24 protein-coding genes and 1 other RNA gene are annotated in these 24,841 nt (G+C 60.2%); 11 read left to right on the forward strand and 14 right to left on the reverse strand.

All coding sequences use genetic code 11. The features are described from left to right. The 4 genes from AC1DTN_RS35835 to tkt form a co-directional block, all read right to left on the reverse strand. Positions 1–1,282 (reverse strand): potassium/proton antiporter (locus tag AC1DTN_RS35835; RefSeq protein ID WP_477924859.1); only part of this gene is annotated, 1,282 nt, incomplete at its 3' end. Between the two features lie 268 nt (positions 1,283–1,550). Next, the gene (locus AC1DTN_RS35840) at positions 1,551–2,066 is read right to left on the reverse strand and encodes a GNAT family N-acetyltransferase (protein ID WP_442206486.1); all 516 of its coding nucleotides are present in this window, start codon (positions 2,064–2,066) and stop codon (positions 1,551–1,553) included. Positions 2,067–2,157: 91 nt separating this feature from the next. Then, entirely contained in the window at positions 2,158–3,168 is a 1,011-nt protein-coding gene (gene gap / locus AC1DTN_RS35845; protein ID WP_113320869.1) for a type I glyceraldehyde-3-phosphate dehydrogenase, read from the reverse strand. An 82-nt stretch (positions 3,169–3,250) separates the two neighbouring features. Beyond that, entirely contained in the window at positions 3,251–5,224 is a 1,974-nt protein-coding gene (gene tkt / locus AC1DTN_RS35850; RefSeq protein WP_113320868.1) for a transketolase, read from the reverse strand. A 333-nt stretch (positions 5,225–5,557) separates the two neighbouring features. On the opposite strand from tkt, the gene AC1DTN_RS35855 reads away from it, so the two are divergent. The 3 genes from AC1DTN_RS35855 (at position 5,558) to ssrS (ending at position 6,443) form a co-directional block, all read left to right on the forward strand. Then, a complete protein-coding gene (locus AC1DTN_RS35855) occupies positions 5,558–5,833 on the forward strand; it encodes a DUF4164 domain-containing protein (protein WP_113320867.1) in 276 nt (91 codons plus the stop codon). A gap of 14 nt (positions 5,834–5,847) precedes the next feature. Then, entirely contained in the window at positions 5,848–6,225 is a 378-nt protein-coding gene (locus AC1DTN_RS35860; protein WP_112968838.1) for a cell division protein ZapA, read from the forward strand. Positions 6,226–6,284: 59 nt separating this feature from the next. After that, positions 6,285–6,443, forward strand: a non-coding RNA gene (gene ssrS, locus AC1DTN_RS35865) — 6S RNA. 60 nt (positions 6,444–6,503) lie between these two features. Here the strand turns inward: ssrS and AC1DTN_RS35870 are convergent. Next, positions 6,504–7,061 carry a GrpB family protein gene (locus AC1DTN_RS35870; protein WP_477924862.1) on the reverse strand — a complete coding sequence of 186 codons (558 nt, stop codon included), beginning with the start codon at positions 7,059–7,061 and terminating at the stop codon, positions 6,504–6,506. A gap of 62 nt (positions 7,062–7,123) precedes the next feature. Further along, positions 7,124–8,020, reverse strand: coding sequence for a LysR family transcriptional regulator (locus AC1DTN_RS35875; RefSeq protein ID WP_113320865.1), 897 nt, complete (start codon positions 8,018–8,020; stop codon positions 7,124–7,126). Between the two features lie 116 nt (positions 8,021–8,136). Here AC1DTN_RS35875 and AC1DTN_RS35880 point away from each other — a divergent pair, with 116 nt between their 5' ends. Both AC1DTN_RS35880 and AC1DTN_RS35885 read left to right on the forward strand, forming a co-directional pair. Next, the gene (locus tag AC1DTN_RS35880; protein ID WP_442206383.1) at positions 8,137–9,330 is read left to right on the forward strand and encodes an MFS transporter; all 1,194 of its coding nucleotides are present in this window, start codon (positions 8,137–8,139) and stop codon (positions 9,328–9,330) included. 26 nt (positions 9,331–9,356) lie between these two features. Next, complete coding sequence (locus tag AC1DTN_RS35885) at positions 9,357–10,187, forward strand: aldo/keto reductase (protein ID WP_113320863.1); 831 nt, start codon at positions 9,357–9,359, stop codon at positions 10,185–10,187. Positions 10,188–10,332: 145 nt separating this feature from the next. Here AC1DTN_RS35885 and AC1DTN_RS35890 read toward each other — a convergent pair whose 3' ends face one another. From AC1DTN_RS35890 to AC1DTN_RS35900, 3 genes are all read right to left on the reverse strand, one after another. After that, the gene (locus tag AC1DTN_RS35890) at positions 10,333–11,283 is read right to left on the reverse strand and encodes an NAD-dependent epimerase/dehydratase family protein (protein ID WP_442206382.1); all 951 of its coding nucleotides are present in this window, start codon (positions 11,281–11,283) and stop codon (positions 10,333–10,335) included. 96 nt (positions 11,284–11,379) lie between these two features. Continuing rightward, positions 11,380–11,913 (reverse strand): helix-turn-helix domain-containing protein, encoded by a 534-nt coding sequence (locus tag AC1DTN_RS35895; RefSeq protein WP_113320861.1) that lies wholly within the window; start codon positions 11,911–11,913, stop codon positions 11,380–11,382. Positions 11,914–11,962: 49 nt separating this feature from the next. After that, the gene (locus AC1DTN_RS35900) at positions 11,963–12,295 is read right to left on the reverse strand and encodes an ArsR/SmtB family transcription factor (protein WP_113320860.1); all 333 of its coding nucleotides are present in this window, start codon (positions 12,293–12,295) and stop codon (positions 11,963–11,965) included. A gap of 56 nt (positions 12,296–12,351) precedes the next feature. Here AC1DTN_RS35900 and AC1DTN_RS35905 point away from each other — a divergent pair, with 56 nt between their 5' ends. The 6 genes from AC1DTN_RS35905 to AC1DTN_RS35930 all read left to right on the forward strand — a co-directional run bounded on the left by AC1DTN_RS35905 (position 12,352) and on the right by AC1DTN_RS35930 (position 20,880). Beyond that, positions 12,352–12,834: an SRPBCC domain-containing protein gene (locus tag AC1DTN_RS35905; RefSeq protein WP_113320859.1), complete on the forward strand. Its 483-nt coding sequence runs from the start codon at positions 12,352–12,354 to the stop codon at positions 12,832–12,834. 11 nt (positions 12,835–12,845) lie between these two features. Next, positions 12,846–13,202 carry a VOC family protein gene (locus tag AC1DTN_RS35910; protein ID WP_113320858.1) on the forward strand — a complete coding sequence of 119 codons (357 nt, stop codon included), beginning with the start codon at positions 12,846–12,848 and terminating at the stop codon, positions 13,200–13,202. 241 nt (positions 13,203–13,443) lie between these two features. Beyond that, positions 13,444–14,469, forward strand: a complete 1,026-nt coding sequence (gene gnd, locus AC1DTN_RS35915) for a phosphogluconate dehydrogenase (NAD(+)-dependent, decarboxylating) (protein WP_113320857.1) — start codon at positions 13,444–13,446, stop codon at positions 14,467–14,469. 147 nt (positions 14,470–14,616) lie between these two features. Then, positions 14,617–16,692 carry a mechanosensitive ion channel family protein gene (locus AC1DTN_RS35920; RefSeq protein WP_442206381.1) on the forward strand — a complete coding sequence of 692 codons (2,076 nt, stop codon included), beginning with the start codon at positions 14,617–14,619 and terminating at the stop codon, positions 16,690–16,692. A gap of 202 nt (positions 16,693–16,894) precedes the next feature. Continuing rightward, positions 16,895–19,501: a bifunctional lysylphosphatidylglycerol flippase/synthetase MprF gene (gene mprF / locus AC1DTN_RS35925; RefSeq protein ID WP_113320856.1), complete on the forward strand. Its 2,607-nt coding sequence runs from the start codon at positions 16,895–16,897 to the stop codon at positions 19,499–19,501. Then, positions 19,498–20,880: a virulence factor family protein gene (locus AC1DTN_RS35930; protein ID WP_113320855.1), complete on the forward strand. Its 1,383-nt coding sequence runs from the start codon at positions 19,498–19,500 to the stop codon at positions 20,878–20,880. The genes mprF and AC1DTN_RS35930 overlap by 4 nt, the downstream gene beginning before the upstream one ends. A gap of 61 nt (positions 20,881–20,941) precedes the next feature. Here AC1DTN_RS35930 and AC1DTN_RS35935 read toward each other — a convergent pair whose 3' ends face one another. The 5 genes from AC1DTN_RS35935 to ruvA all read right to left on the reverse strand — a co-directional run bounded on the left by AC1DTN_RS35935 (position 20,942) and on the right by ruvA (position 24,763). Then, positions 20,942–21,505 (reverse strand): DinB family protein, encoded by a 564-nt coding sequence (locus AC1DTN_RS35935; RefSeq protein WP_113320854.1) that lies wholly within the window; start codon positions 21,503–21,505, stop codon positions 20,942–20,944. A 115-nt stretch (positions 21,506–21,620) separates the two neighbouring features. Further along, a complete protein-coding gene (locus AC1DTN_RS35940) occupies positions 21,621–22,133 on the reverse strand; it encodes an NUDIX hydrolase (RefSeq protein WP_113320853.1) in 513 nt (170 codons plus the stop codon). A 4-nt stretch (positions 22,134–22,137) separates the two neighbouring features. Beyond that, the gene (locus AC1DTN_RS35945; RefSeq protein WP_113320852.1) at positions 22,138–23,040 is read right to left on the reverse strand and encodes a metallophosphoesterase; all 903 of its coding nucleotides are present in this window, start codon (positions 23,038–23,040) and stop codon (positions 22,138–22,140) included. After that, positions 23,041–24,078 (reverse strand): Holliday junction branch migration DNA helicase RuvB, encoded by a 1,038-nt coding sequence (gene ruvB / locus AC1DTN_RS35950; RefSeq protein ID WP_183735182.1) that lies wholly within the window; start codon positions 24,076–24,078, stop codon positions 23,041–23,043. 70 nt (positions 24,079–24,148) lie between these two features. Continuing rightward, positions 24,149–24,763, reverse strand: coding sequence for a Holliday junction branch migration protein RuvA (ruvA, locus tag AC1DTN_RS35955; RefSeq protein ID WP_037103812.1), 615 nt, complete (start codon positions 24,761–24,763; stop codon positions 24,149–24,151). Between the last annotated feature and the right edge of the window lie 78 nt (positions 24,764–24,841).

The following is a 24,841-nucleotide window of genomic DNA, read 5'->3' on the forward strand; positions in this document are numbered from 1 at the left end:
GAACCGGGCTGTCCTTGACGACGCGATAGGAAAGCAGCTCGTGATTGGCGGCGCCCGGCAGGTCGACCTCAACCTTGTCGACCGCGCCGATACGCGGCGGGATGATGAGGCCGAGGCGCTTGGCAACCGGTTTGATCGTCCAGCCCTGTACGAGTAGCGAGACGAGCACGATGATGAAGGCGGTGTTGAAATAGATCTGGCTATGCTGCAGCCCGCCGAGGATCGGCATGATGGCAAGCAGGATGGATACGGCGCCGCGCAGGCCGACCCAGGCGACGAAGCCGATTTCCTGCTGCGTATAATCGAAAGGCAGCAGAGACAGCCAGACGGCAAGCGGCCGGGCGACGAAGATCAGGAACAATGCCAGCAGGATCGCCGGCACGATGATGACAGGAAACTGTGAGGGCGTCGCCAGCAGGCCGAGCACGAGGAACATGATGATCTGGGCAAGCCAGGTCATGCCGTCCTGAAAGCGTCTGATTGTACCGATCGCCTGCATCTTGCGGTTTCCGGCATAGATGCCGGCGACATAGACCGCAAGGAAGCCGCTACCGCCGACCGCACCGGTGAAGGAGAAGACGAGCAGAGCGAGCGCCAGCACGAAGATCGGTGTCAGGCCGCGATCCGTTTCCAGCCGGCCAGCGATCAGCACGATCATCATGCCGCCGAGCAGGCCGAGGATGACACCAAGGCCCATCTGCTGGACGAACATGGCAAGCATGCCGATGTTGATACCGGCGTAGCGTTCGCCGCTCGCGAGAACCTCGACCAGTGCAATGGTCAGGAAAATCGCCATCGGGTCGTTGGTGCCGGATTCAACTTCCAGCGTGGAACGCACCTTGTCTCTGATATTGATGCCGCCGATGCGCAACAGGAAGAAGACGGCGGCGGCATCGGTGGAGGCAACGATCGAGCCGAGCAGCATGCCTTCCAGCCAGGTGAAGTTGAGCAGCCAGCGGGCGGCGAAGGCGAAGAGTGCTGCGGTCAGAAGCACGCCGATTGAGGCCAGCGTCAGCGACGGCACTGCGGCGATGCGGAAGGCCTGCATCGGCGTGCCGAAGCCGGAATCGAAGAGGATGATCGCAAGGGCGATCGAGCCCAGAACATAGGCCAGATAGTTATTGCTGAATTCGATGCCGAGACCATCGACACCGGCGGCAAGCCCGATCATCAGGAACAGCAGAAGGAGGGGGGCGCCGAAGCGGAAGGCGAGAAGGCTCGAAAAGGCAGCAAGAAGCACAAGCGCTGTCGCAACGAGCACCACTATGTAAAACGCTTCCATGCCCTACCCCTTTCGCCTCATCACGCCATCCCGAAGCCGCCCCCGGCCTGTCCCTTGCCCCTCCGCGCCCAGTGCGATCTTTTAGTAAACGGCAAAATACAACAGAAGGGTAGGCCTTGCGGCTTAACCTCTACTGCATCGCTGCATCATGCTGCTGGACAGCCCTTGGGGTGAGGACCAGTGAAGAATGCTACGGGAAAAAGTCTGTATAAAGAATGTAGAAGCAATTCAGGCGAGAGGAGGGCGGATAGGCCGAGTGAGGGACTTTTTATTGAGCTGACCGCCAGAGGCCGCTTTTATCTTTGCTCACCTGATATTGCTTCTGAATTCGATCCACCGGAGTACCGTCGTTCAGCGGCACTTTCTCCAGCATATTGTAGGTGCGAAAGCCCATCTTCTCGTAATAGGTCAACCCGCCAGTATTATCGGCGCGGATGGTTGCACGAATGACTTCGATATTGCGCTCTTCGGCGGCAGAAAGCGTTGTCGCAAACAACGCGGTGCCAACGCCCGGTATCTTCGGGTTCAGGCGCGCGAAGGTTCCGATATCGGCCCAACCCTTGGGCAGGTCGCCGTAACTGCTGAGGAACTGGAAGCCGGCAAGCCTGGCTTCCGCCTGCGCCACATGGCATGCGAGGGGGAATTCTCCTGCTATGAACCAGTCGGCCAGCAGTTCGGGCGAAAAGGGATCTTCGAGGGCGGTCGTGCCGCCGGCTTTGATGATCTCATTGATAAGTTCGCTTAGCTCCTCCGCGTCATCAACTGTCGCCTCGCGAATAGTCAGTTGCGCCATGCTCCTCCAGCCTCCGATCGATCACCCGAAATGAAAACGGCCCGGTTTCCCGAGCCGTTTCCTGATTTCTCTGCCGTCAAGCTTAGATGAGCTTGGCGAAGGCGACAGCCGTGTCGGACATGCGGCTGGAGAAGCCCCACTCGTTGTCGTACCAGGACAGGACGCGCACGAAGTTGCCTTCCATGACCTTCGTCTGATCGGTTGCGAAGATCGAGGAGTGGCTGTCGTGGTTGAAGTCGCGGGAAACGAGCGGCTCATCGGTGTAGCCGAGGATGCCCTTCAGCTTGCCATTTGCGGCAGCCTTGATCGCTTCGTTGATTTCGCCGACGGAGGTGGCCTTCTTGGCAACGAACTTGAAGTCGACGACCGAAACGTTCGGGGTCGGAACGCGGATCGAGGTGCCGTCGAGCTTGCCCTTGAGGTGCGGCAGCACGAGGCCAACGGCCTTTGCAGCGCCCGTTGAGGTCGGGATCATCGAGAGGGCAGCAGCGCGGGCGCGATACAGATCCTTGTGCATCGTGTCGAGCGTCGGCTGGTCGCCGGTGTAGGAATGGATGGTCGTCATGAAGCCGTGGTCGATGCCGACGGCGTCATCGAGAACCTTCACGACCGGCACGAGGCAGTTCGTGGTGCAGGAAGCGTTGGAGATGACCAGATGCTCCTTGGTGAGCTGGTCATGGTTGACGCCGAAGACGACCGTGAGGTCAGCACCATCGGCAGGAGCCGAAACGATGACGCGCTTGGCGCCAGCCGTCAGGTGAGCGGCAGCCTTGTCGCGGGCGGTGAAGATGCCCGTGCATTCCATCGCGATATCGACGCCCAATTCCCCATGGGGAAGGGTAGCCGGGTCCTTAATGGCGGTAACCTTGATCGGCTTGCCGTTGCCGACGGTGATCGTGTCGCCTTCGACCGTCACGGTCGCCGGGAAGCGGCCATGGATGGAGTCGTAACGGAGCAGGTGGGCGTTGGTCTCGACCGGGCCGAGGTCGTTGATGGCGACGACTTCGATATCGGTGCGGCCAGATTCGACGATGGCGCGAAGAACGTTGCGGCCGATACGTCCGAAACCGTTGATGGCAACCTTGACTGTCATGTGCATTCACTCCCTAGAGGTGGGGCTTGCTGATACTAGATGAGGAAGTGCCCGAAGGCACCCCCCGTTAATGCTTGGGCCGTTAAAGCTTGGCTTCCGCAGCGGCGACGACGGCGTCAGCCGTGATGCCGAAGTGCTCGAAAACCTTCTTGGCCGGACCGGATGCGCCGAAGCCCTTCATGCCGATGAACGAGCCTTCCGGACCGATAAAGGCATCCCAGCCCTCGCGAACGGCAGCTTCGACGGCGATCTTGACCGGCGAGTTGCCGATGACTTCCTTGCGGTAGGCATCCGGCTGCTCGAAGAAGAGTTCGGTGCAGGGAACGGATACGACGCGGGTGCTGATACCCTTGCCTTCCAGCGTTGCGCGGGCGGCAACGGCGAGTTCCACTTCGGACCCCGAAGCGAAGATCGTGACCTTGGCGTCGGCATTGCCGGCGAGCGTATAAGCGCCGAGTTCGCAGAGGTTCTTCTCATTATACTCGGTGCGGACCGTCGTCAGGTTCTGGCGGGTAAGGGCCAGACCGGACGGACGATTCTTCGTCTTCATGGCAATCTGCCAGCATTCAGCCGTTTCGACGGCATCAGCCGGACGGAAGACCATCAGGTTCGGAACGGCGCGCAGGCTGGCAATCTGTTCGACCGGCTGATGGGTCGGGCCGTCTTCGCCGACGCCGATCGAGTCATGCGTCAGCACGTGGATGACACGAATGCCCATGAGAGCGGCGAGGCGGATCGGCGGGCGGCAATAATCCGAGAAGATCATGAAGCCGCCGCCGTACGGAATAAGACCACCGTGCAACGAGATGCCGTTCATGGCAGATGCCATGCCGTGCTCGCGAATGCCCCAGTGCATGTAGCGTCCGGCAAAATCCGTCGGCGTGATCGAATGCATCTGGCTGGTCTTGGTATTGTTCGACGGAGTGAGGTCGGCAGAGCCGCCAAGCGTTTCCGGCACGAAGCCGTTGATGACTTCAAGCGCATCTTCGGATGCCTTGCGGGAGGCGATCGTCGGCTTGGTCTCGGCGAGCTTCTTCTTGTAGTCGTCGATGGCCTTGTCGAAGCCCTCCGGCAGGTCGCCGGCAAAACGACGGGTGAACTCGGCCTTAGACGGCGACTTGGAAAGCGTCTCTTCCCATGCCTTGACGATATTGTCGGAGCGGGTGCCGGCAGCGCGCCATGCGTCGAGGATGTCGGAGGGAACGACGAAGGGCTCGTAGTCCCAATTCAGCGCCTTGCGGGTGGCAGCGATTTCGTCGGCGCCGAGCGGGTTGCCGTGCACCTTGTGAGTGCCCTGTTTGTTCGGAGCGCCAAAGCCGATGACCGTCTTGCAGGCGATGAAGGTCGGGCGGTCGGACTTGTGAGCGGCTTCGATCGCATCGGCGATGGCGGCCTGGTCGTGACCGTCGATCTCGATCGTGTTCCAGTGAACGGCCTTGAAGCGGGCAACCTGGTCGGTCGAGTCCGACAGCGATACGGCGCCGTCGATGGTGATCGAGTTGTTGTCCCAGAAGAGGATCAGCTTATTGAGCTTCAAGTGGCCGGCAAGCGCGATCGCCTCATGGCTGATGCCTTCCATCAGGCAGCCATCGCCATTGATGACGTAGGTATAGTGGTCCTGCAGGTCCGGACCGAATTCCTCGCGCAGCTTGCGTTCGGCGATCGCCATGCCGACGGCATTGGCAATGCCCTGGCCGAGCGGGCCAGTGGTCGTTTCGATGCCGGTGGCATGACCATATTCCGGATGGCCGGCGGTCTTGGAGCCGAGCTGACGGAACTGCTTCAGGTCCTCGACCGACATGTCCGGATAGCCGGTCAAATAGAGCAGCGAGTAGAGCAGCATCGAGCCGTGGCCGGCAGAGAGAACAAAGCGGTCGCGGTTCGGCCAGTGCGGCTTCTGGGGATCGAAGCGGAGATATTTGGTGAAGAGGACCGTTGCCACATCCGCCATACCCATCGGCATGCCCGGGTGGCCGGAATTCGCCTTTTCGACGGCGTCCATGGAGAGGAAACGGATCGCATTCGCCATCCGGTCGTTTTGTTCGCGTGAGGTCATGGCTTTTCCGCTAGTTCCGGGTTTGAGGATGGCCTCGAGCCTGCCAAGACCATCAATGAGAGCGGTCGAGACATAGCAGTTGGAACGGCCAAGTCAACAAAATGGAAGCCGTTTGGCGGCCGGGTGCGACGATTTTTGACATTTGACCGTCAAGTTTTACAAAAGACAAATCTTGTGTGACGGGCTTGTGTAAATCGCTCATCCACAGAATAGGGCAGGGGGTAGCCGAGGGGCTTTATTGACGCGCTCCAACCTAGCTGCATATCCTCTTGAAAATACAGGGTCGGTCGAACCGGCCGATTCGCGGGTCTTGTGCGGGGAACCGGAAAAGACATGACGCCTAACGGCAAAACCATCGAAGCTGCGCTTATGGAGCTGAAACAGGCAATCTCGGGCCTCGAGAATGCCGTGGACATGCGCATCGAGCGCCAGCGCGAGCAGGGCGAGATCGAGGGCGAGGTTCGCCGCGTGCATGCCGATCGCTCGCGTCTTGCCCAGGAGCTGGACCAGGCCGAATTCCGTGCGAACCGGCTGGAAGAGGTCAATCGCGAGGTTTCGCGGCGTCTGGTGACGGCGATGGAAACGATCCGCGCGGTTCTTGACCGCTAAGAGGACATGAGAACATGGCGCAGGTAACGGTAACGATCGACGGCAAGGCCTATCGCATGGCCTGCGAAGAGGGGCAGGAAGATCATCTGACTGACCTCGCGGTTCGTTTCGACCGTTATGTCGGCCATCTCAAGGGGCAGTTCGGCGAGATCGGTGATCTCAGGATTACCGTCATGGCCGGAATCATGGTCATGGACGAGATCTCGGAGCTGACGCGACGTGTTGCCGGGCTGGAATCCGAGCTGGAGACGCTTCGCAGCAATCGGGACACGGTAATTGCCGCCACCGCTCGCACCGAAGAAGGTATTGCAGTGGCGCTTTCGGAAGTCACGAGCCGTATTCAAGGCATTACCGACAAGCTGAACGGCCGTACGCCAGCCGAGCTTAATTAATTTGGGAGAGCAGTGCCGACCCACTGGTGCGGTGCTGCAAATGTCCCTATATTCGCTCACGCGGTCTGTGCTTCTCGACAGGAACAATGAATCCTCGGGGCCATACCCGATCCTTAGGGAGCTGTCCCTGTCCGGGCTCGTGGGTCTGGACATACGGCGCCCACCTACTTTCGTAGGCGCCCAGGATCGATAGTTTCCACCGGTTGTGTGGATCGCGCTCTTCTCTTTTCGGTGGCTTCTTCCTGAGCCGCACCGATATCTTCCGACAAGTCCAGTTTTTAATCGCCTGGTGGTTCGATCCAGCCGATGAGCTTCGCCCAGTCGTAGGCGCCTTCCACGATGATATCGAAGACCGGATCCTTGATGTCGTAATAGGCATCGACATTGTCGGGGAAATAGCCTGCGAGGCGTTGCTTGATCAGTCCATAGGCGGCAGCGGCCGTCGGATGGGCGCGCAGGAAATCCCGGCAGAGAAGCGGATAACGCTGGTTGAAGCGGCCTTTTTCACGGATATGGATATTCGCAAGCCGGCCCGTGCTTTTGAAGAACAGCTTTCGCAACTCGCCTTCCGCCAAATCGAGACCCGGCGGACAGTGGTCAGTCGCGAACGCGCGACGTTTGAAACCTTCCCTCTCGAATGAGGCATCATCGACCAGATCAAGAGCATCGACGCTCACCTGAATGTCGATGATGTCCTTGGCCGGAAGGCCCGGTACAGCGGTAGAACCGATATGATGGATCGCTGCACCTGATGGTGCCGCGCGTAGGAGAGCCTGCTTCAGGCTTTTGAAGTCGTCGACCCAGCTTTGTCGTGGGGGAAGAATTTCTATCGGCATGGAGCGCTCGCTATCGTTGCCCTGTGACAGTGCGATGACGGTGGTCTTCAGCTATAGTCGGCCTACCGGATGTTCTTAACCAGAAAATCAATGAAGGCGCGGATGCGTGCCGCAAGATGCTCGTGACCGGGATAGACGGCGTGGATGAGCTCGATATCCTCGGTGTTATAGGCTTCCAGCACAGGCACCAAAGCTCCAGCATCGATATCCGGCTGCACATGGAACAGGCCGACGCGGGCGAGGCCGAGACCGGCGAGGCAAAGGCTGCGTGCAGTCGGCCCGTTATTGGTTTCGAGGTTGCCGAAGACGGGTCTCGAAAAGCGATCGCCGTTGCTGGGATCGCGGAATTGCCATTCCTCTGAGGTCGAGCGGAAGCTGAAGGTCAGGCAATTGTGGCGGTCGAGATCGTCGGGGTTTTCCGGCATGCCTTCCCGTTTCAGATAGGCAGGTGAGGCGACGATGACGCGGCGGCTTTCGAGCAGCTTGCGCGCCTTCAGCGAGGAATCGCGTAAGGCGCCTGAGCGAATGGCGATGTCGGCGCGTTCGCCGACGATATCGATGATGCCATCGCTGAGTGCGAGGTCGAGATCGACCTCGGGATAGAGTTTGAGGAAGTCGGGCACCAGCGGGACGATGTAGCGAACGCCAAAGGCGACCGAAGTGCTGACGCGCAGGCGGCCGCGCGCAACCGTCGTGCCGCCGGCTGAGACGGCGCGTTCCGTCTCCTCGATGTCGGAGAGGATGCGGCGGGAGCGTTCGAGATAGATTTCACCCTCCGGCGTCAGCTGCAGGGCGCGGGTGGTGCGCACGAGAAGACGTGTGCCGAGGCGATCTTCCAGCCGCGTGACGAGCTTGCTGACGGCAGAGGGCGAAAGCCTGAGCTTGCGGCCGGCCGCGGAGAAGCTCTGCAGTCCGGCCACCTGTACAAAGACATCCATCTCGCCGACGCGGTTATCCATCTGCTTCCGATCTTGAATTGAATTCACAACTGTTGAGCTATTATAGGCGATTATCGAACAGGTGCGCCACGCCCATATTCCGACCCGAACAAGAACCAAACCATCGGGTCACTCTCATGCCACTTGCTCTCTTTGCGTTGACGATCGCGGCCTATGCGATCGGGACCACGGAATTCGTCATCGTCGGCCTGCTGCCGACGGTTGCCAGCGACCTTCACATCACCCTGCCGCTCGCCGGCCTCATCGTCAGCGTCTATGCGCTGGGTGTCACCTTCGGCGCACCGATCCTGACGGCGCTGACCGGACGGATCGAGCGCAAGCCGCTCATGCTTGGGCTGATGGCGCTCTTTATTATCGGACATATTATCGCGGCGCTCAGCCCCGGTTATGAAGTGCTGCTGATTGCCCGCGTCGTCTCGGCCTTCGCGCACGGGGTGTTCTTCTCCGTAGGTTCCACGATCGCTGCCGATCTGGTGCCGGAAAACCGCCGCGCATCGGCCATCGCGATGATGTTCATGGGCCTGACGGTCGCGATCGTCACCGGCGTTCCGCTCGGTACCTTCATCGGCCAGACCTTCGGCTGGCGCACAACCTTCGCTGCCGTTGCCGGCCTCGGTGTGATCGCTTTCGCAGGCATCGCCTTCCTGCTGCCCTCGAATCTCAAGAAGGCGCCGCCGGCCAGTATCGGTGAACAGATCCGCGTGCTTGCCACGGGCCGGCTGTTGCTTGTCTATGCGATGACGGCGCTGGGCTACGGCGGAACCTTCGTCGCCTTTACCTTCCTTGCGCCGATCCTCGAGCAGATCACCGGCTTTGCCTCCTCGGCCGTCGGCCTGATCCTGATGCTCTATGGCGTGGCGATTGCTGTCGGCAACGTCGTCGGCGGGCGCATCTCCAACCGCGATCCCGTCAAGGCGCTGACCTTCCTGTTCATCGCCCAAGCGCTCGTGCTGGTTCTCTTCGGTTTCACGGCCGTCTCGCCCTGGTTGACCATCCCGACACTTGCGATCCTCGGCTTCCTGTCCTTCGCCAATGTGCCGGGTCTGCAGCTCTATGTCGTGCAGCTTGCACGCCAGCTGCAACCGAATGCCGTCGATGTCGCCTCAGCGCTGAATATCGCCGCCTTCAATCTCGGCATTGCCATGGGCGCCTGGATCGGTGGTCTGGTGGTCGAGTCTCGTTTCGGACTGGGCGCCACGCCCTTCGTTGCGGCAGGCCTCGTCACTGTTGCCCTTGGCCTTACCATCCGCAGCGGTGCCCTCGACCGCCGCTCCAGCCCGGCTGCAGCCATTGCCCGCAGCGCCGCCTGATCTCTCCTCACCCGAAAGGAAACAGCATGAAATTCGTCAGCGCCAACGGCGCCTCCATTCCCGCCCTCGGCTTTGGCACGTTCCGCGTGCCAGGCCCGGATGCCGAACGCATGGTCTCGCACGTGCTCGCCAACGGTTATCGCCATATCGATACCGCGCAGATCTACGGCAACGAGGCCGAGGTCGGCGAGGGTATCCGCCGCTCCGGCGTCGCCCGTGGCGATATCTTCCTGACCACCAAGGTCTGGGTCGAGAACTACAAGCGTGCTGCCTTCATCGCTTCGGTCGACGAAAGCCTGAAGAAGCTGAAGACAGATTATGTGGACCTGCTGCTGCTTCACTGGCCAAACGAGGCCGTGCCGCTTGCCGAGCAGATCGGCGCGCTGAATGAAGTCGCGAAGGCAGGCAAGGTGCGCCATATCGGCGTGTCGAACTTCAACACGGATCTGATGCGCCAGGCCGTAGCGCTTAGCAGCCTGCCGATCGTGACGAACCAGGTGGAGTATCATCCCTATATCGATCAAACGCCGGTGCTGCGCGCTGCAAAGCAGCTCGATATATCCGTGACGGCCTACTACGCCATGGCTGATGGCAAGGTGCTTGAGGATGCGGTGTTGAAGGCGATTGCCGCGAAACATGGCAAGTCGATTGCCCAGATCGTGCTCCGCTGGATCATTCAGCAGGATCTGATCGCACTTTCAAAGACCGTCTCGGAACAACGCGCACAGGAGAATGCAGCGATCTTCGATTTCGAACTCTCTTCCGAGGATGTGGCGGCGATCCATGGGTTGGCGAAACCCGATGGCCGTATCGTCAGCCCGGAAGGGCTGGCGCCGGCCTGGGACAAGGCAGCTTGAGAACGGGCGCTTCGGCGCCCGTTTCCCTATTTGGTATAGCTCAGGCAAGTTCGGCGATATCTGCGATGGGTCGCCCCACCGCAGACGGCCGGCCTCGCGGTCCGTATCAGCGGCGCTGGAGCGGGTAAGGCCCATCCTCGAAAATCTAGTCGTGATAGCCCTTTGCGCCGACGACAAGAGCTAGCGGACTTCTCCATTCCCTGCCGTCGCGCAGGCAATCGAGCACGTGCCGAAAATCATACTTCGGGTGCCAGCCGAGTTCCTGCCGGGCCAGCGCATTGACATAGACACGGTCGAAGTGCGGAAACATCGTCCAGCCGCGCGCCGCGTAAAGTGCGGCCATGCCGGGGAAAAGACGCTCCACCGTCGCGAGTGCATCACGGCGCAGGTCGGCGAGATCGGCTTCGGTGAAGGGTGCCGTTGCCGAGATGATGTAGCGGCCGAAGCCGATGGACGGCGCTCTTTCCAGTGCCAGCAGATGGGCGTCGACCACATCCTCGATGTCGACGCGCCGATAAAGCAACTCGTTGGCCTGGGCATTTTCGGCGGAATAGTGGTTGCGGATATCAGGGTCGTCGTCATTTTCCGGGAAGAAACGTGAAGTCCTTAGAATGACGACAGGCAGCGACATGTTGCGCGCGAAGAGTTCGCAGATGCCTTCGGCAGCGATCTTCGTCACGCCGTAGATATTGCGGGCAACGGGCAGAACATCCTCGGTAACCCAGGCGGCCGGTTCGCCTGCGGCTGGGCGCAGGGCTGCTCCGAAAGCGCTGGTGGTGCTGGTGAAGACGAAGCTTGTTACGCCAACGACGACTGCCTGTTCGAGAAGGTTCATCGTGCCCGTGGCGTTGGTATCGATGAAATCCTTGTTGGCGTGTGTTCCGACATGTGGCTTGTGCAGCGTGGCGGCGTGGATAACGGCGGTGATGCCTGTCATCGCGCGGCGGATGAAATCGGGATCGGTGATCGATCCGGTCATATCGGTAAAAGGCGAGGGTTTGATATCGATGCCGCGCACCCGACGGCCTTGATCCCTCATCGTCCGCATCAGCGCTTCGCCCAGATGGCCGGCGCTTCCCGTCACCAGTATCGTCATTCTGCGTCTCCAGACAGTTGGCGACGGACGCTAACAAAGGCCGCTTCGGCGGGGCAACGCATAATTTATGCAGCAGGATACAGGAATTCTGCAGGCTCAGCCGATTGTTGTAACCAGCCTTGCGGCGCTGCCATCGGCCAGGAAGATGCGCTCCCAGAGCACACGCCCGGCGGCAATAGGCAGGTGCGGATTTCCGTTAGCGCCTGTCTCCAGTGTCAGCGAATTTATTTGGCCCTCATGCCAGCCGAGGCCGACGAGTACGCCCTCCGTCTTTACGATCTCCTGCGACGCATAGGAGAACAGAGGCCTGTCCAGAAAATCGGAGAGCGGCAGGCGCCATTCGCTCTGCCGTGCACTGGAAGCGGCAAGAAGCCTGTGGGTGCGGTCGCAGATGAGATGAACCTTGCTCCGGGAATGTTTGACCAGCCGTTTCAATGCGGCATCGGCGGAGGATGACGGGGAAGCGAAGATGCTTTCCAGCCGCCTTGCCTGGGCGACGGTGACCGGCAGGATGCCGCGCTCCCAGCGGGAGACGGTCGCCTGGTTGACGGCGAGCAATTCCGCCAGGTGCTCCTGCTTCATATTGCGCAGCTGGCGCATGCGACGGATGGCAGATCCCGATATCGGCATGGTTCCTCCCCCCTCTTTATCATAGAGCCGCGACGATTGCCGCCGCAAGTTAGTGGGAAGGGCTGTCGAGGTCGCTCCTCAGCCGGTCGAGAATGGACAAGGCGTGGCCGGCATAGGCGCTGATCCAGCGGTCATGAATCTGCTTGATCGGCAGGCTGTTCAGATGGTTCCAGCGCTCCCTTCCTTCCTTCCTGGCAATCACCAGATCGGCTTCTTCCAGCACCTTCAAATGCTGCATGACAGTGCAGCGATCCATCTCCGGAAATGCTTCGCAGAGCGCACCTGTCGTGCGCGGCTCTTCCTTAAGAAGATCGAGAATATCGCGGCGGCGGCGATGCGCCAGCGCCTTGAAAATGGGATCGTCATCCGATTCGCTTGACATGTTATCTTTTTATAACATAATTGAACCAGATACAACGGAGAAGAGGAGGAAGTCGCATGTCCCTCAATATTCGCGTCTCGGGCCGCATCGGCCGCCCGGTGGCTGATGTCTTCGATGCGGTCGTCAATCCGAAGAAACTGTCGGGCTATTTCACCACGGTGGGCGGTGCCAGCGCGCCGCTGGTGCAGGGCACGACGGTGACCTGGTGGAAAGATGTGCCGGTCGAAGTGGTCGAGCTCGTGCCTGACAGCAAGATCGTGCTGCGCTGGGATGGCGCAACAGACGAGGAGAAGAAGCCTTACAAAACGCTCGTAGAGATGAATTTCAAACCGCTTGATGATGGTGGCACCATGGTGACCATCGCCGAGGATGGCTGGCGTGAGGATGCGCCGGGGCGCCGCGGAACCTACCAGAATCTCGAAGGCTGGACGCAGATGTTCTGCTGCATGAAAGCCTTCGTCGAATACGGCATCAATCTGCGCGAAGGCATGTTCCTCAGCGAGATGCGGGGTGAGCAGGCCAAAGCGCAGGAAGGTTGAGGGGAAGCGTCATGAATGATCTGATCTATGGCGGCGTCGACGTTGCGATGAAGGTTCCGCCGCATCAGTACGAAGCCACCGTTTCCTTCTATCGCGACATCGTGAAACTGAAAGAAATCGAAGGGGACGATATCTCCTTCGAGCTTGGGCCGATCCGGCTTTGGATCGACCGTGTCGAGACCATGAGCCAGGCCGAGCTCTGGCTGGAATTCATGACGCCGGATTTCGATCGTGCAGCGGAGTACCTGGAGAAGGCCGGTGTTCCGCGCTGCGATCCCATCGAGCCACTGCCACCCAATCTTCGCGGTGGCTGGATCCTCAACCCAACTGGCATCGTACATCTGGTACGGGAGACCAGCCGCAATTAGCGGCGAGCTGAACCGGTGCCGAGCAGGCAGAAGTGATCATATAGCCGCCGATGAGGCGGCTATATGTCTGTTGGAGGGTTGGAATTACGCTCTAAAGACGGCAGATTGCTAAGTGCGGAAGGCATAGCCCTGCGCAAGGTGCAATAGACGCACTCGCTTTCGTGACAGAGACTTCGCTTGCCTGTCACGATGCGGGTGTTAGTTTCCGGAATCATATCGATTAAATCCCAGGAGATTTCAGATGCAGCTTGGCATGGTAGGTTTGGGMCGTATGGGCAATTACATGGTCCAGCGCTTGATGCGGGGCGGCCACGAATGCGTGGTCTATGACGCCAAGCCGGAAAGCGTCGCCGAGCTTGCTGGCCTTGGTGCGGAAGGCAGCGCCTCGCTCGAAGAATTCGTCTCGAAGCTCGCGCGCCCACGCGCCGTCTGGCTGATGCTGCCGGCTGCGATCACCGACAAGGTGATCGCCTCACTTCTTCCGCTGCTGCATGACGGCGATATCCTCATCGACGGCGGCAACTCCTATTATCATGACGACATCCGCCGTGGCGCGGAACTCATCACCAAGGGCATCCACTATGTCGACGTCGGCACCAGCGGCGGCGTCTTCGGCCTCGAACGCGGCTATTGCCTGATGATCGGCGGCGAGAAGGGTATCGTGCAGCATCTGTCGCCGATTTTCGCAACGCTGGCGCCGGGCAACGGCACCGCGGAAGCCTCGCCGAACCGCACGCCGGAAGCTGCAGCTCTCAGCACCGCCGAGCAGGGTTTCCTGCATTGTGGCCCGCATGGTGCCGGCCACTTCGTGAAGATGGTTCATAACGGCATCGAATATGGTCTGATGGCCGCCTATGCCGAAGGCCTCAATATCCTGAAGCACGCCAATGTCGGCGCCCTGACGCATGAGGCCGATGCCGAGACGGCACCGCTCTCCCATCCGGAATATTACCAGTACGATTTCAACCTGCCGGAAATTTCCGAAGTCTGGCGCCGAGGAAGCGTCATCACCTCCTGGCTGCTCGACCTGACGGCCGATGCGCTGCACAAGGACCCGGCCCTTAACCAATATGCAGGTCGTGTTTCAGACTCCGGCGAAGGCCGCTGGACGATCATGGCTGCCATCGACGAAAGCGTGCCGACCCCGGTGCTCAGCGCCGCACTGCACGGTCGTTTCTCCTCGCGCGACCAGGACGAGTTCGCCAACAAGGTGCTTTCGGCCATGCGTGCCGGCTTCGGCGGCCATGCCGAGAAGCCGCATAAGTAATCTAAGCGCATTGTTTTATGTCAGCCGCCGGTCCGCGAGGTTCGGCGGCTTTCTTTTGGTCGTCACTACGGCCTAGACCGTTTGTTCGTCTGGCTTTTCGGCTGCAGCACTTGCATAAATGCCTGACGTGTAAAACCGGAGGCGGGCATGGGGCGAATTTCTGCGATCGGCATCTGCGGCATCATGGTGTTGCTTTCTCTTTTCAGCGCCGTTTCCGCACAGACGACGCCGGCAGCTTCCGCTGACGTTGCGCCACCGCCTGCCCAGGTGCGACAGATGATGGAGCTGATGCAGACGCCGGAGGTCAAGCAATGGATGGCGACGCAGATGGCGGCGCCGGCAGCTTCTGACGGCAATGACCAGGAAATGTCGATATTGTCCGACCGCCTTCAGCACGCCCGCCGACACATCGCCATGGTGTCTGGTGCGGCCATGACGCTGCCATCAGAAATCGCGCGGGCTTCATCGCTTTTTCTTGGCGAATTGAGAGCGGCCGGTCCACTTCGCATGGCGGCGCAATTTCTTGCCATCCTCGTCACCGGATTCATCGTCGAAATCCTGGTGCGGAGGGCCGTGCGTGAAAGGCGGGAGCGAGCAGCGCAGATGACCGGCACGCGGCTGGCCGCGCGCGTTATTCCCGCCATCGTCTTCGGTCTCGCAACGGGGCTTGCGTTGGTCAGCTTCAACTGGCCGCCGGTCAGCCAGAATATCGCGATCGCGATCGCCATCGCTGTCGTTGTGCAGCGTTTCGCCGTTTCCATCGGTGGTGTCATCGTCGATCTCGTCACCCTGCCGCGCGGCGAGGGCGAGACCGTTGCGGTTGACCCGGCCGTCGCGCAATTCTGGTTTCGGCGCTGCACGCTATTCGTCATCTATTTCGTTTTCGGCTGGGTCGTTCTCCAAGCGATGGAGCCGCTGGGCTATTCGATGGCCACGCGATATCTGGTCGGCTATGTGCTGGGCATCGGTCTTTTCCTGATCGCGACCGAAGCAGTCTGGTCACGACCGGGAAATGAAACGCGGCGCAGCCATGCCGTCACCTGGCTGCTGACCCTTTATTTCGTACTGCTCTGGGGCATCTGGGTCTTGAGCTTCGATTGGCTCCTCTGGGTCTTGATCTATCTCCTGCTGCTGCCGCGAGTGCTTGCCGTATCGACGCTCGCCGTCAAATCCTTCCACCATGCCGAAGCGGGCTTCCTTGCCCAGCGGCGTATTGCGACCGTGTTGCTTGATCGCGGTGTGCGGGCTCTGATCATCGCCTTTGCGGCGATCTGGCTTGGGCGCATGCTCGGCGTCGAAACTGCTATGATGATGACGTCGAACGAAACGATGATCGACCGGGTGGTGCGCGGCATCATCGGCGGCATTGTCATCCTGCTTGCGGCGGACCTGCTCTGGCATCTCGTCAAGGCCTATATCGACGGCAAGCTACTGGATTCTCCTGTCGATGGCCCAATCGGCGACGAGGAGAAAGTCAAGCGCGCTCGTCTGCAGACGTTACTGCCGATCTTCCGCAACATCATCGCGGTCGTTATCGCCCTGATCGCGGCCCTTATGGTGCTCTCGGGCGTCGGTATCGAAATCGGGCCGCTGATTGCCGGCGCCGGTGTCGTCGGCGTTGCGGTTGGCTTCGGCGCGCAGACCATCGTCAAGGATGTCATCAGCGGCATGTTCTATTTGTGGGACGATGCCTTCCGCGTCGGCGAATATATCGAAAGCGGCAGCCACAAGGGCGTGGTCGAAGCCTTCAGCCTGCGTTCCGTTAAACTTCGCCATCACCGCGGGCCGCTGACGACGGTGCCTTTCGGGGAGCTTGGGGCTGTCAAGAACCTCAACCGCGATTGGACGATCGACAAGATAAGCCTGAACGTGACCTACGACACCGATCTCGTGAAAACGAAGAAGATCATCAAGCAGATCGGCCAGCAGCTTCTCGAAAACCCCGAGTGGGGTCCGAATATCATCGAAACGTTGAAGATGAAGGGTGTGGAGCAGTTCGGCGAATTCGCAATCGAGCTCCGCCTTTCTATGATGACCAAACCCGGCGAGCAGTTCGTCATCCGCCGCAATGCGCTGGCGATGATCCGCAATGCCTTCAAGGAGAACGGCATCGAATTCGCCGTTCCGACCGTGCAGGTTTCGGGCGAGCGCGAGATTGAGGCGAACGTTGCCGCAGCGCGTTACGCGGCTCAAGCCCGTGCCGGGGGTGAGCCGGCCGCCTGATCTTCTAATGCAAGGCGAAGCTTACGAAATTGCAATGCGATCGAGCCTGTGCACTGCGCAAATTTGCCCCAATTGAGGATGAAGGAGGCGGCAAGTGCGCGGGTGTGGGTAGCCGCAACATGGTTCATAGAGCTTGCATGTTGCTTATGTTACGTCTCTCAAAAGAGATTCCCGCCAGATTGGCAATTGCAGCAGGTACGAGATGTCGGGTCACGGCAAGTTGGAAGAGAATTCAGGGACTGATGAGGGCTTTTCCTTTGGTGCAGTTTTCCGGCGCTATCGCACTCCGCTGACGGCTCTTGCCACGCTCCTCATTTTTTGCCTTGTCGGCTACGCGATCATGCAGCTGACAGATGAAGTGCGCTATGACGACGTCGTCGAGGCCCTGGCGGAAACGCGGCTGAGTTCGATCCTGCTCGCCTTGTTCTTTACCGCGCTGAGCTTTATGGCACTCGTCTTCTACGATCTCAACGCAATCGAGTATATCGGCAAGCGGCTGCCTTTGCCGCATGTCGCGCTCACGGCCTTCAGTGCCTATGCGGTCGGTAACACCGCTGGTTTCGGCGCGCTTTCGGGTGGAGCGATCCGTTACCGCGCCTATACGCGGCTTGGGCTTTCGCCTGAAGATATCGGCCGCGTCATCGCCTTCGTGACGCTGTCCTTCGGCCTTGGCCTTGCTGCCGTGTCGGCGATCGCGCTTCTCATCATCGCCGATGAGATCGCGCCGCTGATCAGTGTCAGCAGCCTGTGGCTTCGTATCATCGCGGCTGTCATCCTGGCGATTCTCGGCTCTCTCATGGTGCTCGGCCGCGAGGGCCGGGTGATCGAAATCGGGTCGATCGCACTTCGCTTGCCGGATTCGCGCACTTGGTCGCGTCAGTTCCTGGTGACCGCCTTCGATATCGCAGCCTCCGCCACGGTGCTTTACGTGCTCCTGCCGCAGACGGCGATCGGCTGGCCGGTGTTCCTGGCGGTTTATGCGATTGCCGTCGGGCTTGGCGTGCTGAGCCATGTGCCGGCGGGCCTCGGCGTTTTTGAAACAGTCATCATCGCTTCGCTCGGCAGCGCAGTGAATATCGACGCCGTTCTCGGCTCATTGGTGCTCTACCGTCTGATCTATCATGTGCTGCCGCTCTTGATCGCCATCCTTGCGGTCTCCGCCACGGAGCTACGCCGCTTCGTGGATCATCCGGCTGCTTCCAGCGTGCGGCGCATCGGCGGGCGGCTGATGCCGCAGCTTCTTTCGGCGCTGGCGCTGCTCCTGGGCGTCATGTTGATCTTTTCGAGCGTGACGCCGACGCCCGATCAGAATCTCGAATTCCTCTCCAATTATCTGCCGCTGCCGATGGTGGAAGGCGCGCATTTCCTCTCCAGTCTGCTCGGCCTTGCACTTGTCGTTGCCGCCCGTGGCCTCGGCCAGCGGCTCGATGGTGCCTGGTGGGTGGCGGTGTTTTCTGCCGTTGCCGCTCTGACGCTCTCGCTGCTGAAGGCGATTGCCCTTGTCGAGGCGGCCTTCCTCGCCTTTCTGGTCTTCGGCCTGTTCGTCAGCCGCCGGCTCTTTACCCGCCATGCTTCGCTTCTCAACCAGGCGATGACGGCATCCTGGCTGATGGCGATTGCCGTGATCATCGTCGGCGCGGTTGTCATCCTGCTCTTCGTCTATCGCGACGTGGAATACAGCAACCAACTCTGGTGGCAGTTTGAATTCGCGGCGGAAGCGCCGCGCGGACTGCGTGCCGTACTCGGCATCACCATCATTTCCTCGGCGATCGCCATTTTCAGCCTGTTGCGGCCAGCGACCTTCAAGCCGGAGCCGGCGGATGAGGAGGCGGTCCGCCGTGCTGTCGAGATCGTCGAGAAACAGGACAGTGCGGACGCCAATCTGGTGCGCATGGGTGACAAGTCCATCATGTTCTCGGAAAAGGGCGATGCCTTCATCATGTATGGCCGGCAGGGCCGCTCGTGGATCGCGCTGTTCGATCCGATCGGCGACCATCATGCCGTGCAGGAATTGGTCTGGCGTTTCGTGGAAGCGGCGCGCGCCGCCGGCTGCCGCGCCGTCTTTTACCAGATCTCGCCGGCGCTGCTTTCACATTGTGCGGATGCGGGCCTGCGCGCCTTCAAGCTCGGCGAGCTTGCAGTGGCTGATCTGCATACCTTCGAGATGAAGGGTGGCAAATGGGCGAATTTGCGCCAGACCGCAAGCCGCGCCCAGCGCGACGGTCTGGAATTCAGCGTTGTCGAACCCGTCGATATCCCCGGAATCATCGACGATCTCTCGGCCGTTTCAAACGCGTGGCTCGAGCATCACAATGCCAAGGAGAAGGGCTTCTCGCTCGGCGCCTTCGATCCGGACTATGTGGCGTCGCAGCCGGTCGGCGTTCTCAAGAAGGACGGCCGGATCGTTGCCTTTGCCAATATCCTTGTCACCGCGGCGAAAGAGGAGGGGACGATCGACCTGATGCGCTTCTCGCCTGATGCGCCGAAGGGGTCTATGGACTTCCTGTTCGTTCAGATCATGGAATATCTGCGCATCCAGGGTTTTACGCATTTCAACCTCGGCATGGCGCCCCTCTCCGGCATGTCGAAACGCGAGGTGGCGCCCGTTTGGGACCGTATCGGCGGTACCGTCTTCGAACACGGCGAGCGCTTCTACAACTTCAAGGGGCTTCGCGCCTTCAAATCCAAGTTTCATCCGCACTGGCAACCGCGCTATCTTGCGGTTTCAGGAGGGGGCAATCCGATGATCGCATTGATGGATGCGACATTTCTGATCGGCGGCGGATTGAAAGGGGTAGTGAGAAAATGATGAAAAAGTTACTGTTTGCTGCTGCGTGCGTCAGCATGCTCGCGGCCGCGCCGTCTTATGCTGCGGATGAAACCACCCAGACCTTCGAGACCGGCCTTATCCCTTCGCCGCATATCTTCCTGCCGCAGGGCGAGGTGAAGGGCGCTGTCTTTCTGATTTCGGATGCAGCCGGCTGGGGAGACAATGAAAAGGCCGAGGCAGACCGTCTGGTTTCGCAGGGTTCCGTCGTTATCGGCGTCGATTTTCCGTCCTATATGGAAGCGCTGAACCGCTATGACGTCAGTCTCAACGACGGCTGCATCTACACGGTGTCCGATATTGAGTCGCTCAGCCAGCAGGTGCAGCGCGCCGCCGGCAACAGCCCCTATCACCTGCCGATCGTTGCCGGCATCGGCGAGGGCGGCGCGCTGGCGCTTGCCATTGCCGCACAGACACCTGATGCGACGATCGGCCAGACATTTGCCGTCGATCCGCGTGCCGGCATTCCGTTGAGCAAGGAGCTCTGCACTCCGGCCACGAGGAAGGTGGTCGGCGACCGCAGTGTTTATGGGCTGACCGATGGCGCCCTGCCGGATCCTGTTATCGCCACCTTCACGCCGGCTGCCGACAAGGACGGTCGCGCTCACGTGGAGGATCTGAAAAAGGCGCATGAGGCGATCGATATCCGCGACTCGTCCGATGATGCACAGACTGTGTTTGCCGATACGCTCGACGATCTGGTGACGGCTTCGGGCGCCTTCGACAATCCGCTCGGGCTGCCGCTTGCCATTCTCGACGCCAAGCCGAACCTCGATACGATGGCCGTGATTTATTCCGGCGACGGCGGCTGGCGCGATATCGACAAGGAAGTAGGCGGCATGCTGCAGAAGGAAGGCATTCCCGTCGTCGGTATCGACTCGCTGCGCTATTTCTGGACGGAGCGGAAGCCGCAGGAAACGGCCGACGATCTCTCTCGTATCATCGAATTCTACCGCAAACAGTGGAAGGTTAAGCACGTCTTGCTGATCGGCTATTCCTTCGGCGCGGATATCCTGCCCGCTACCTATCAGCTTCTGAAACCTGCCGAAAAGGCGGCAGTAGCGCAGATTTCGCTTTTGTCGCTATCGCACCAGGTCGATTACGTCATTTCCGTCATGGGCTGGCTCGGCCAGAAGACGGATGGGGCAGGCGGCGATCCCATCAAGGATCTCAAGGGCGCCGATCCGAAGCTCGTCCAATGCGTCTACGGCAAGGATGATGATGACGACGTGGCTTGCCCCGCCGTGAAGGATGTTGGCGGCGAGGTCATCGAGCTCCCGGGCGATCATCACTTTGACGAAAATTACGATCTTCTGACCAAGACGATCATTAATGGCCTGAAGGCGCGCGTCAAAGGCTGAGTATTTCTGGCTCACGCAATTCCGAATGCAAAAACCGCTGCGCACTTTTGCTGGAATTGCTCTAACGCATCAGCATCTGTTCACTCCAGCCAAGGGCGGCGATCTCGCCGCCCCGAAACCTCGCATCGTCGTCGACAATGAATTCGTCGAGTTGCGGCGGAGCGACGCTGCTGCCGGCCAGCATGGCATGTACCTGTCCGCGGTGATGCGTCTGATGTTGGAAAAGGTGGCTTAGTACATCCTCCATACGCTCTCGCTGGGTGCGGCCATCGCGCTGAAGCTCCACGGTCGAAGCAAGCCTCTCGAGTGTCAGCCCTTCGCAGATTGCAACAAGGCGCTGGTCGACCTTCGCCTGTTCTGCGGAGAGCGATCGGATATCGTCAAAGGGTTCTTCGGTGTCGAAAGCGCTAAGGCCGAGCGTGCCGCCTTCCAGCCCATCGACATAGAACCAGTCGACTGTGAGGATGTGGTTCAGCGTCGATTTGATCGATGGGAAAAAGCTTGTGCGCGTGGCCTCGAATTCACCGGACTTGAGGGTTGCGCAGGCGGCAAGAAGCCGGTTGTTCGCCAGGGCATTGTTGTAGGCAAGCTTTCGGAACATGCGGCAGGGGTCGAAACTCGGCATCGCGTCTCCTCCTTGGAGCATTTCCGTTTATCTCCGAACCACGGAAATGCTTTATCTCTTTGTTTTCACACAACTCTGAGTGCATAACCGATTTCACGCTCTTGCTGGAATTGCGCTAGTCCTTGTCGTCGAGATCACCATCGCGCCACACGAGATGGCGGGGTGTGACTGGCAGATTTTCAATCTCGCCGGCAAGGAAATAGGGCGGAATATCGAGCGCGGTCAGGGCCTGGAATGTTGCGGGCACCCATTTGAATTCCAGATGGTTGTCGCCGTCCTCCACCCGATGAATGATCTCATGCGTGCGGAAAGGGAAATTCTCGGGTATTTCCATGAGATAGTAGAAGCCGAGTTCGTGCCACTCGCGGCCTTCATAGTGGAAGAAATTCTCGACGATCCAGAGCAGGCGGCCGACGGTCACCTCGACACCGAGCTCCTCCATCATCTCACGCTTCAATGTTTCCTCCGAAGTCTCGCCAATCTCGGCCCGACCGCCGGGGATGGTCCAGAAAGGTTCGTGAACTGCGCGATGGACAAGCAGGTGCCCGTCACGAAAGCCGAGCCCGGCGATGCGGTAATTGAAGCGCTGGCTGCCTGCATTGAGGCGAACGACGGTTCGCTTGGGCATGACGTTATCCGAGATCGATGACCACAATTTCCGGCGGAACGCCGAAGCGGATAGGCGCCATGGAGCAGCCGAGCCCGCCGGAGACGATAATATTACGGCCGTTTTCGACGATATGGCCGTAGGCATAACGGTCGCCATAGCGCGAGGGCACGACTGGCGAATAGCCGAAAAGGCGGATCTGTCCTCCATGCGTATGGCCGGACAGTGTCAGCGATACTCGTTCGGGCACGCGTGGAAATATATCGGGCTCGTGGGCAAGGAGGATAACGGGCGCGTCGTCGGAAACCTGCGCAAGCGTTCCGCCGAGATCGTCGAGGCCTTGCATCCGGCTGCGGCCCCATTTCCTGCCCGGCAGGAGCGCCAGCTGGTCCTCCAGACCCGCCAGCCAAAAGCCATTCCCGTCCTTTTCCAACCGGGTGGCACGGTTGCTGTAAACGGAGATGCCCGCTTCGGCCAAGGCTCTGTGCCCGAAAGTATCGCCTCCGCCAATCTTCTGTGCGGTCCTGTCCTCCCACCAATCATGGTTGCCCATGATCGCATGGACGCCGAGCGGGGCCTTGAGCGTTGCCAGCGCCTTCGACCATTCACTGGAATGGACATAGCGCGTCACCATGTTCATGCCGGCCGCGTAATCGCCAAGCAGGAGCGCGATATCACCTCCCAGTTCGTTGGCGTGGGCGCAGATCGAAGCGATGCGGGCTGTGGACATCCAGGGTTCGCAAGCGTGAAGATCAGCAAGTGCGACAAGCCGCAGCTTCAGGCCGGGCGTCCACCCTGGCGGGGTCAGCGCGTAACGGGAAATCGCAGGCCGGGCGAGTGGTTCATAGGCGAAGGCATATCCGCCGAGTGCCGTGAGGCCGGCAAAGCTGCCGCCCATGAGTTTGAAAAAGCTGCGCCGGCTGATCAATCAATCGTCCTCCCGGAACAACCCGAACTGAGCAGCCTCCATATCCTTCGGCGGCTGCATGCCGAGATGTTTCCATGCGATTGCGGTCAGAACGCGGCCGCGCGGCGTGCGCTGGATAAAACCCTGCTGGATCATATAGGGCTCGATAATGTCTTCGATCGCGTCGCGCGGCTCGGAGAGGCCGGCGGCGATGGTTTCGATGCCGACCGGGCCGCCGCCGAAATTGACGGCGATCATGTTGAGGTAGCGCTTGTCGAGCTGGTCGAGGCCCATATTATCGACCAGCAGGCGCGTGAGAGCCTCGTCGGCGATCTCGCGAGTGACGGCTTCGGCCCTTGCGACTTCGGCGAAGTCGCGCACGCGGCGCAGCAGGCGGCCGGCAATGCGCGGGGTGCCGCGGGCGCGCCGCGCGATCTCGCGGGCGCCGTCATCGGTCATGCCAAGGCCCATCAGGCGGGCGCCGCGGCGGACGATCAGCTCCAGTTCCTCCACCGTATAAAAGGAGAGACGCACCGGAATGCCGAAACGGTCGCGCAGGGGTGTCGTCAGCAGGCCGAGGCGGGTGGTGGCGGCAACGAGCGTGAATTTCGACAGGTCGATCTTCACCGAGCGGGCGGCAGGGCCTTCACCGATGATGAGGTCAAGCTGGAAATCCTCCATGGCTGGATAGAGGATTTCCTCGACCGCCGGGTTGAGGCGATGGATTTCGTCGATGAAGAGAACGTCGCGCTCTTCGAGATTGGTCAGCAGAGCGGCCAGATCGCCGGCCTTTGCGATGACGGGGCCGGAGGTCGAGCGGAAATTGACGCCGAGCTCTTTTGCCATGATCTGCGCCAATGTCGTTTTGCCAAGGCCGGGCGGGCCGACGAAGAGAACGTGGTCCAGCGCCTCACCGCGGTTTTTGGCCGCTTCGATGAAGATCTTGAGATTGGCGCGCGCCTCCGCCTGGCCGGTGAACTCGTCCAGAGACTGCGGGCGCAGCGTGGTGTCGAAGTCTTCGCCACGCTTTTCCGGCGTTATCAGGCGGGCATCAGTCATTGGGTATTTCCGTTAGAAGCTTGCTCAAGTCCATACACCAAGCGGCCTGCATTGACACCCTGTGGGGCCATCAGCGTGAGAGTTCCCGCAGGCCGAGGCGGATCAGCTTGGCGCTATCCGCATCTTCGCCGGCCGTCTTCATGGCGGCGGCAACCGCATTGGCCGCCTGATCACGCGAATAGCCGAGATTGGTCAAGGCCGAAACGGCGTCGGCAACGGGGGCTGCGGCCACGCCTTCGCCGATCTCCTGCTTGAGGCCGATATTGATCGCCTCGCCGGCAAAGGCGGGCGCCTTGTTCTTGAGCTCGGTGACGATACGGATCGCGACCTTGGGACCGACGCCCTGAGCGCGCGAAACAGCCGTTTTGTCCTGCAGCGCGATGGCATTAGCAAGCTCGGGCGGAGTGAGAGTCGAAAGCACGGCGAGTGCCACTTTCGCGCCGACGCCCTGAACGCTCTGCAGCAGGTTGAACCATTCGCGTTCGAGCTGCGTCTGGAAGCCGAAGAGCTTCAGTTGGTCCTCACGCACATAGGTTTCGATAAAGAGCACGCAGGCCTCTCCGACGGAACCTAGCTTCGAGAGCGTGCGCGCAGAGCAAAAAGCGACGTAGCAGACGCCGTGCACATCCACGAGCACGTAATCATCGCCGATCTCATCAATTGTGCCTTTCAGCTTGCCGATCATGATCTTGTTCCGTCAGGGGTGGGTTTGGTGAGCGCCGGCGATTGCCTGCCGCATGCGGTTTGCGCCACGGTGATGAGC

The sequence above is a fragment of the Rhizobium sp. 01T444 genome (assembly GCF_056398305.1).